9 protein-coding genes and 1 pseudogene are annotated in these 8,765 nt (G+C 69.6%); 8 read left to right on the top strand and 2 right to left on the bottom strand.

Annotated elements, in window-relative coordinates; translation table 11 throughout:
• Positions 1 to 509: TCP-1/cpn60 chaperonin family protein (locus tag VJN29_RS18955; RefSeq protein ID WP_324145199.1), on the top strand; the 509-nt coding region annotated here is incomplete at its 5' end.
• A 170-nt stretch (positions 510 to 679) separates the two neighbouring features.
• On the opposite strand, the gene VJN29_RS18950 is transcribed toward VJN29_RS18955, so the two are convergent.
• Positions 680 to 967: a WXG100 family type VII secretion target gene (locus tag VJN29_RS18950; protein ID WP_324145198.1), complete on the bottom strand. Its 288-nt coding sequence runs from the start codon at positions 965 to 967 to the stop codon at positions 680 to 682.
• Between the two features lie 128 nt (positions 968 to 1,095).
• On the opposite strand from VJN29_RS18950, the gene VJN29_RS18945 reads away from it, so the two are divergent.
• The 7 genes from VJN29_RS18945 to pucL all read left to right on the top strand — a co-directional run bounded on the left by VJN29_RS18945 (position 1,096) and on the right by pucL (position 8,416).
• On the top strand, positions 1,096 to 1,866 hold the full coding sequence (locus VJN29_RS18945; protein ID WP_324145197.1) for a DUF4031 domain-containing protein: 771 nt from the start codon (positions 1,096 to 1,098) through the stop codon (positions 1,864 to 1,866).
• Between the two features lie 353 nt (positions 1,867 to 2,219).
• Positions 2,220 to 3,656: an NAD-dependent malic enzyme gene (locus VJN29_RS18940; RefSeq protein ID WP_324145196.1), complete on the top strand. Its 1,437-nt coding sequence runs from the start codon at positions 2,220 to 2,222 to the stop codon at positions 3,654 to 3,656.
• A gap of 5 nt (positions 3,657 to 3,661) precedes the next feature.
• Positions 3,662 to 5,263: a malate synthase A gene (gene aceB / locus VJN29_RS18935; RefSeq protein ID WP_324145195.1), complete on the top strand. Its 1,602-nt coding sequence runs from the start codon at positions 3,662 to 3,664 to the stop codon at positions 5,261 to 5,263.
• Complete coding sequence (locus VJN29_RS18930) at positions 5,260 to 6,510, top strand: DUF6986 family protein (RefSeq protein WP_324145194.1); 1,251 nt, start codon at positions 5,260 to 5,262, stop codon at positions 6,508 to 6,510. Before aceB ends, VJN29_RS18930 begins: the two co-directional genes overlap by 4 nt.
• Positions 6,511 to 6,645: 135 nt before the next feature.
• Positions 6,646 to 7,155 (top strand): 2-oxo-4-hydroxy-4-carboxy-5-ureidoimidazoline decarboxylase, encoded by a 510-nt coding sequence (gene uraD, locus VJN29_RS18925; RefSeq protein ID WP_324145193.1) that lies wholly within the window; start codon positions 6,646 to 6,648, stop codon positions 7,153 to 7,155.
• Entirely contained in the window at positions 7,152 to 7,505 is a 354-nt protein-coding gene (uraH, locus tag VJN29_RS18920; protein ID WP_324145192.1) for a hydroxyisourate hydrolase, read from the top strand. The genes uraD and uraH overlap by 4 nt, the downstream gene beginning before the upstream one ends.
• Before the next feature lie 5 nt (positions 7,506 to 7,510).
• Positions 7,511 to 8,416 carry a factor-independent urate hydroxylase gene (gene pucL / locus VJN29_RS18915; RefSeq protein ID WP_324145191.1) on the top strand — a complete coding sequence of 302 codons (906 nt, stop codon included), beginning with the start codon at positions 7,511 to 7,513 and terminating at the stop codon, positions 8,414 to 8,416.
• A 209-nt stretch (positions 8,417 to 8,625) separates the two neighbouring features.
• Here the strand turns inward: pucL and VJN29_RS18910 are convergent.
• Positions 8,626 to 8,765: pseudogene (locus VJN29_RS18910) on the bottom strand ((S)-ureidoglycine aminohydrolase); the annotation flags it as partial.

Genomic DNA, 8,765 nt, shown 5'->3' with positions numbered 1-8,765 from the left:
TCGCCGTCATCAAGGCGGGCGCGGCCACCGAGGTCGAGCTCAAGGAGCGCAAGCACCGCATCGAGGACGCCGTCCGCAACGCGAAGGCCGCCGTCGAGGAGGGCATCGTCGCCGGTGGTGGCGTCGCCCTCATCCAGGCCGCCAAGGTGCTCGACACCCTCAAGCTCGAGGGTGACGAGGCGACCGGCGCGAACATCGTGCGCGTTGCCGTCGAGGCGCCGCTCAAGCAGATCGCGATCAACGCGGGTCACGAGGGCGGCGTCGTGGCCGAGAAGGTGCGCCACCTCGGCGCCCACGAGGGCCTCAACGCCGCGACGGGTGAGTACGGTGACCTGCTCGCTGCGGGCATCATCGACCCGGTCAAGGTGACGCGCTCGGCGCTGCAGAACGCTGCGTCCATCGCCGCGCTCTTCCTCACGACCGAGGCCGTCATCGCCGACAAGCCGGAGAAGGCCGCGGCCGCCGCGGGTGCCCCGGACATGGGCGACATGGGTGGCATGGGCTTCTGAGTCCAGCACCACTTCGGCGAGTGCCGAACGCGCGGAATGTCGCGCGTTCGGCACTCGCCTTTTGCCGGGACCCGAGGACGGCTCCCGTTCGTGAGGAGCCGCCCCCCGGTGGGACTCGATCCGGGCCAGGGGCAGAACGGATGGCGCCCGGACCGAGCGCTCGGGACGAGTCAGGCGAACATGGCCCGGGTCGCCGTCTCGTGCTGCTCGTAGGCCGTCGACGCCTTCGCGGTCAGGGTGCTGATCTCGGCGAGCGTCGTGTTGATCTTGTGCTGCATCTGGTTGTAGCGCTCCATGACGTCGTCGAACTGCTTGCGCGCCGGGCCCTCCCAGGCGCCACCCAGCGATCCGAGCCGGCCGCGGAGCGCAGCAGTGGCCGACTGGATGTCGTCGGAGAGTCGCTGGATGTCGACGGACGCGACGCGGATCGCCTCGGTGTCGACGATGGACCTGGCCATGTGGTTCTCCTTCGGATGGGCCGCGGTGGCGGTTGTTGACCTGACACCGTGAACGCTAGGCGGACTCGCCCGGCCGCCCTCCGACTTGTCCACAGGGTTCGTCGGTCGTCCTGACTAGGCTCGCTCGTATGACGCTGTTCATCGACGAGCCGATCTGGCCGGCGCACGGCCGGCATTTCGCACACCTCGTCAGCGACACGTCGTACACAGAGCTGCATGACTTCGCCCGGAGGGTCGCGCTCCACCCGCGGTCCTTCGACGGGGACCACTACGACGTCCCGGACGTGCGCTGGGGCGACGCTGTCGCCGCTGGTGCCACGCTGACGACCGGCCTCGACCTCGCGCGGCGGCTCAACGCCTCCGGCCTGCGACTGCGCAAGCGCAAGGGGGATCGCGGCCTCGTCCGGCACCTCGCGGTCCCCTTCCCCAACGGACCGAGCCACGTCGACCTCGTCGCCTCGGCAAGGCCGGTCCCGGAGGGACAGGTCTTCGCCGCGATGCTCTTCGTCCGCGACGCCGCCGGCCACTTCGCCGCAGTCCACAGCGTGCGGCGTGCCGAGTGGGGCTCGCCCGGGGGGTGGCGCGAGCCTGGCGAGACGCCGCTCGAGAACGCGCTGCGAGAGACCTATGAGGAGACCGGCCTCCGGGTGGAGCAGTCCCGGGTCAGCGTCGTCGGCTACGAGCGGTTCACGCCGCTCACCAATGACAACCTCATCGACCCGCGTCGACCCTTCCTGCAGACCTACCGCGCAAACCTGGACATCGTCCTGCCCCCGATCACGCAAGGGGACGACGGGGTTCACGAGGCTCGCTGGGTGACGCCGGACGAGTACGCCGAGCTCTGCTCGCACCTGTTCTGGTGGCCGCTCGCGGCGGCCGCCTTCCCCGAGCTCCGCTGACCGGCGCGGCGCGTACTGCACACTCGACCAAACGTGGTGGGGAGCGAGGCCGAGGATCGTGCTCTGGCTCCGCCCGTCGAGTGCGCAGTTGGTGCCGGCGAGTACTGCACACTCGACCAAAGGCCACGCCATGGCGCCGGCGCGTACTGCACACTCGACCAAGAGGCCACACTATGGTGCCGGCGCGTACTGCACACTCGCCGAGAGGGGCGGGAGGACCGGCGGTCGGTTGGGCAGGGATTAGCTCAGCGGCATACGACATCTTCTGCTTGTCATGCTTGCGAAGGCGACCGCATCGGTGGTGGTGTTGCACGTGGCGCCCCCAGCACCCACTCACCGAGGAGAAACAACCCATGCGCGCACCCAGCCCCGGCTATGCGATCACCGTCCGCGTCGAAACCCCGACCTCGGCGGATGCGACGGGAGGGCTGGTGGCCGCGGTGGCGAGGGCCGGGGGCTCACTGACCGCGCTCGACATCGCGGAGTCGACGCACGACCGGCTCGTCGTCGACGTCACCTACGACGCGTCCGACGCCGACCACGCCGAGGACATCGCCCAGGAGCTCGCGACGGTCCCCAACGTCACCGTGCGCAAGGTCAGCGACCGGACCTTCCTCATGCACCTCGGCGGCAAGCTCGAGGTCAACCCGAAGGTGCCGCTCAAGCACCGTGACGACCTGTCGCGCGCCTACACGCCCGGCGTCGCCCGGATCTGCCTCGCCATTGCCGCCAACCCGGCCGATGCGCGTCGGCTGACGATCAAGCGCAACACCGTGGCCGTCGTCACGGACGGCTCGGCGGTGCTCGGGCTCGGCAACATCGGCCCGGCCGCTGCGCTGCCGGTCATGGAGGGCAAGGCGGCGCTCTTCAAGCAGTTCGCGGGGGTCGACGCCTGGCCAGTGTGCCTCGACACGCAGGACACCGAGCAGATCATCTCCATCGTCAAGGCGATGGCCCCCGTCTATGGCGGCATCAACCTCGAGGACATCGCGGCGCCACGGTGTTTCGAGATCGAGCGACGGCTGCGGGCCGAGCTCGACATCCCCGTGTTCCACGATGACCAGCACGGCACGGCGATCGTCGTCCTGGCCGCGCTGACCAACGCGCTGCGTGTCGTCGGCAAGGACATCGGGTCGGTCCGCATCGCCATGAGTGGGGTCGGCGCCGCGGGGCACGCGATCATCGAGCTTCTCCTCGCGCAGGGGGCCACCGACATTGTCGCCTGTGGTCGCAGTGGGGCCATCCACGCCGGTCAGTCGTACGGCGACCCCGACCGCGAGTGGATCGCACAGCACACCAACCAGCGCCACGAGGATGGATCGCTGCGGGACGTGCTCCGGGGGGCGGATGTCTTCATCGGCGTGTCTGGGCCGAACCTGCTCACCGGCGACGACATCGCGACGATGGCCGACGATGCGATCGTCTTCGCGCTCGCCAACCCGGACCCGGAGGTCGACCCGTTGGAGGCCAGCAAGCACGCGGCCGTCGTCGCCACGGGAAGGTCGGACTATCCCAACCAGATCAACAACGTCCTGTGCTTCCCGGGGTTCTTCCGCGGGATGCTGGACTCGGGGTCCTCGGAGATCACGCAGGAGGTCATGGTCGCCGCCGCGCATGCCATCGCCGACGCGGTGACGCCCGATGAGCTCAACGCCAGCTACATCGTCCCGTCGGTCTTCGACCCGGTCGTGGCACCCGGTGTGGCCCACGCGGTGCGGGCGGCCGTCGAGTCGGCGGACGATGGTGCGGAGCGGGAGACGCGCACGACGCCGGTCGGTAAGGTGCTCTGAGTCGCGTGCCTGGTCATCGCGCGGTCGACGTCACCGGACCTCCGGTCGAGGGTCAGGACGAGATCCTCACTCCGGGAGCGTTGGCCTTCGTGGCCTCGCTCCAGCGCGAGTTCGGGGCGAGGCGGGACGACCTGCTCGCCGCACGGCGGGTGCGTCGGGACGAGGTGGCGCGGAAGGGGCGGCTCGACTTCCTGACAGAGACGGCGCACGTACGCGACAGCGAGTGGATGGTGGCGCCGGCGCCCACCGACCTCGTCGACCGCCGCGTCGAGATGACCGGGCCGACCGACCGCAAGATGGCGATCAACGCGCTCAACTCCGGGGCGCGGGTGTGGCTCGCCGACCTCGAGGACGCGAGCACGCCCCACTGGCACAACGTCATCGGCGGCCAGGTGAACTTGCGCGATGCGATCCGGGGGTCGCTCAGCTTTGCGTCGCCCGAGGGCAGGCTCTATGAGCTGCGCACCGACCAGCGGCTCGCCACCATCGTCGTGCGCCCGCGCGGCTGGCACCTCGACGAGCGGCATCTCGTGGTGGACGGCAGGCCGGCCGTGGGTGGGTTGGTGGACTTCGGGCTGTACTTCTTCCACAACGCGTTGGAGCTGCTCGATCGGGGGAGCGGCCCCTACTTCTACCTGCCGAAGACCGAGTCGCACGTCGAGGCGCGCCTCTGGAACGATGTGTTCACCTTCGCGCAGCAGGCCCTGCAGATCCCGTACGGCACGGTCCGGGCAACGGTCCTCATCGAGACGATCCCGGCCGCCTTGGAGATGGAGGAGATCCTGTACGAGCTGCGCGACCATGCGTCGGGGCTCAACGCCGGCCGCTGGGACTACCTGTTCTCGGTGATCAAGTACTTCCGTGACGCCGGGCCGGAGTTCGTCCTGCCGGACCGCGCGTCGGTGCCGATGACGACGCCCTTCATGCGCGCCTACGCGGAGCTGCTCGTGCAGACCTGCCACAAGCGCGGCGCCCTCGCCATCGGTGGGATGTCGGCGTTCATCCCGAGCCGCCGGGACGAGGAGGTCAACGCGCGCGCGTTCGACCAGGTGCGTCGGGACAAGGAGCGGGAAGCCGGGCAGGGGTTCGACGGCTCGTGGGTCGCGCACCCGGACCTGGTTCCCGTGTGCCGGGCCGTCTTCGACGAGGTGCTCGGCGACCGGCCCAACCAGCTCCGCGTTCTCCGCGAGGACGTCGATGTCGACGCCGAGGACCTGCTCGACTTCCGGTCGGCCGGCGGGGCGATCACCCGGGACGGGCTGCGCACCAACATCGAGGTGGGCCTGCTCTATCTCGAGTCGTGGCTGGGCGGTAACGGCGCGGTCGCCATCCACAACCTCATGGAGGACGCCGCGACGGCGGAGATCTGCCGCTCCCAGATCTGGCAGTGGGTGCACAACCGGTCGCTCCTGGAGGATGGATCGCCGGTGACCGCGGCGCTCGTGCGTGAGCTCACTGCCGAGCAGCTCGCCACCTTCCGTGCTGAGACCGAGGACTTTGGCTCACGGCAGTTTGAAACTGCGGCAAGGGTCTTCGAGGAAGTGGCGCTTGCGGACGAGTTCGTCGACTTCCTGACGCTGCCCGCCTACGAGGCCGTGTCGGAGTGAGTCTCGACGACCTGGCCGACCACATCGATCGGCAGCTCGCCGACGCCGACCTGGCGCTCGCACGCCGGTACCCCGGTGACCGCGGCGTGCGCCAGCCGTTGCACACGGTGTACGTCCCCGCCAGTTCGTATGCCGCTGGGCTCGTCGCCGAGTGGCGTGACCGTGCGCTCGCCGTCCTTGACGAGCACGGCCCCGACGCGGGGTCCTTCGCGCGAGCCGCCGGCCTGTCCGAGGAGGTCATGGCGGAGGTCTACCCCCGGATGCGGGCCAAGCTCGAGCGCGAGCCCATCGAGGACCTGCGCATCGACTTCGAGGACGGCTACGGTACGCGCCCGGACGACGAGGAAGATGCAGCTGCCGTGAGCGCCGCTGTGGCACTGGCCGACTCGATCTCCGCTGGCCAGGCGGCGCCCTCTCACGGCATCCGCTTCAAGTCCTTCGAGGCGCCGACCCGGCGGCGTGGGCTGCGGACGCTGGACCTGTTCATCGGGGAGCTGGCCCGTCGTGGCGGTCTCGGGGACGGCTTAGTGCTGACGCTGCCGAAGGTCACGTCGGTCGACCAGGTGTCGGCGATGGTCACGGCCTGCGAGTGGCTCGAGTCCACGCACGGCCTCGCCACGGGTCGGCTCGGCTTCGAGGTCCAGGTCGAGACGCCGCAGGCGATCCTCGGTGCGGACGGGACGGCTCCCGTGGCTCGGATGATCCATGCGGGTGCGGGCAGGGTCACGGGGCTGCACTACGGCACCTATGACTACTCCGCATCGATGGGGATCGCCGCCGAGTACCAGAGCATGGAGCACCCGGTTGCCGACCATGCCAAGGCGGTGATGCAGGTTGCGGCGGCCGGGACCGGCGTGATGCTGTCGGACGGCTCGACCAACGTGCTACCGGTCGGTGATGCGGCAGCCGTGCGACGCGGTTGGGCCCTGCACGCCCGGCTGGTCCGGCGCTCGCTCGAACGCGGCTTCTACCACGGCTGGGACCTGCACCCCGCTCAGCTGCCGACCCGGTACGCCGCCACCTTTGCCTTCTACCGCGACGGCTTCGAGTCGGCGGCCGCACGGCTTCGCGACTATGTGGGCCAAGGTGATTCGTCGTATCTCGACGAACCGGCGACCGCCGTCGCCCTCGCCGGCTTCGTGTTGCGCGGGGTCGAGTGCGGTGCAGTGGACGACGCCGAGGTGTCCGAGAAGGCCGGCCTCGACCGGGCCGCCCTCGCGCGTCTCGCCCGCCGTCGACGACCCTGACGCCGCGTCCCGAAAGCTGTTCACTCGATCAGGGGTTGTGGCGGCGTGCCCTTCCCTGATGAGTGAACAAGAAATGGGTGCGGCAGGTTCGGCACACTCGACGGGGTGGCGGAGGCCGCGTAGGTTCGGGACACGATGGACGGACTCGCCCGTATCAACAGCGAGGAGGCCGGCGCTGTTACGACCGCCCTCCTCGCCTGCTGTGACGTTCTCGCCTGGGCAAAGACCATCGTCGCGGGCCGTCCGTACGCCAGCCTCGCCGACCTCATGGCCGAAGCCGATGCGGCCGCACGACGCCTGAGCCCCGAGGAGGTCGAGCGCGCATTGGCGGCTCACCCGCGAATCGGGGAGCGCGCGAAGGGGTCCGGTACGGAGGCCGGTTGGTCGCGGCACGAGCAGTCGACCGTGTCGCGTGACGAACACACCCAGCGCGAACTGCTCGACGGCAACCGCGCATACGAGGAGCGTTTCGGGCGGGTCTTTCTCATCTGCGCGACGGGATTGGGCGGTGACGAGATCCTGGCTTCCTTGCGCGAACGACTCGGCAACGACGATGCCACCGAGGAAGCGGTCGTCGCGGAGGAGCTGCGCAAGATCGCGCTCCTCCGACTTCGCAAGCTCCTGAAGGAGGGAGGCGCGCCATGAGCGCCATCACCACACACGTACTTGACACGGCGCGCGGGTGCCCCGCCGCGGGTGTGCCAGTGCGGCTGGAGTCCCTGCCGGCAGGCGCCGAGTCCGCCGCCACGGCTCGCCAGACGCTCGGCACAGCCGTGACGAACTCAGATGGTCGCGTGGCCGCGCTGGGCCCGGACAGCATCGAGGCGGGCACGTATCGGCTCGTCTTCGACACTGCGGCCTACTTCGCCGCGACGAGCCAGACCGGGTTCTTCCCGGAGGTGAGCCTCACGTTCACGGTCCGCGACCCGGAGCAGCACTACCACGTGCCGGTGCTGCTCAGCCCGTTCGGCTACACCACCTACCGAGGGAGCTGAGAAGCATGGCCATCAGGCTCGGAGCCAACCAGTACGGCAAGGCCGAGGTCCACGTCGTGCGCGTCCACCGGGATACGCCCCGGCACGAGATCCGCGACCTGACCGTCAGCACCTCCCTGCGCGGAGACTTCGGTGCCGCCCATGTCAAGGGCGACCAGGCCGACGTGCTGCCCACCGACACGCAGAAGAACACGGTCTTCTCCTTTGCGAAGGAGAAGGGCATCGAGTCGCCGGAGCAGTTCGGCCTCGCGCTGGCGGACCACTTCCTCGCGGCGTCTCCCCGGGCCGACGGCGCGCGGGTCGAGGTGCGGGAAGTGGCGTGGAACCGCATCGACGTCGACGGGCAGGGCCACGACCACGCGTTCGTGCAGACCGGCGGCGGCACCCGAACGGCCATGGTCAACGTCGATGGTCGGGGAGAGGACCGGCGGGCCCACGTCGTGTCGGGGATCAGCGACCTCGTCGTCCTCAAGTCAACCGGGTCCGAGTTCCACGGCTTCCTCAAGGACAGGTACACGACGCTGGCCGAGACCGACGACCGGATCCTGGCGACGTCACTCGTCGCCCGTTGGCGGTACAACGCGCCGGACGTCGACTGGAGCAAGACCTACGACACCGTCAAGGCGCTGCTCCTCCGGCAATTCGCCGAGATCCACTCGTACGCTCTGCAGCAGACGCTCTATGGCATGGGCGAGGCCGTGCTCGAGCAGTTCCCGGCGATCGACGAGATCCGGCTCTCGGCCCCGAACAAGCACCACTTCCTCGTGGACCTGTCACCCTTTGGGGTGGAGAACCCGGGCGAGGTGTTCTACGCGGCGGATCGGCCGTACGGGCTCATCGAGGCGACCGTCGAGCGCGACGACGCGACCGACCCCGGCTCGGCCTGGCACGGCACCCCCGGCTTCGTCTGATCGAATCGGTCGAGTGTGCAGTTCGCGCCCAGCGGCGCGGAGTGCACACTCGACGAGTGGGGCGGGCGCGGACTGCACACTCGACGAGGGGGCGCGGCGCGGACTGCACACTCGACGAGCGGGCGCGGCGCGGACTGCACACTCGACGAAGGGGTGCGGGAGGGCTGGGAGGAGGGGTGCGTGTGGGAGCGAGCTCAGCGGCATACGCGCTATGGGGTGATGCGCAGGGACGGGTGGCGGTTGACGTCCTTGTAGAGCAGGTAACGGAACCGCCCCGGCCCTGCCGCGTAGCAGGCCTGCGGGCAGAACGCACGCAGCCACATGAAGTCGCCCGCCTGGACCTCGACCC

Origin of the sequence: Intrasporangium sp. (assembly GCF_035280925.1) — a bacterium.
Taxonomy (GTDB): domain Bacteria; phylum Actinomycetota; class Actinomycetes; order Actinomycetales; family Dermatophilaceae; genus Intrasporangium.
Note: the sequence above shows the minus strand (reverse complement) of the source record. Positions and strands in the feature narration are given on the sequence as shown.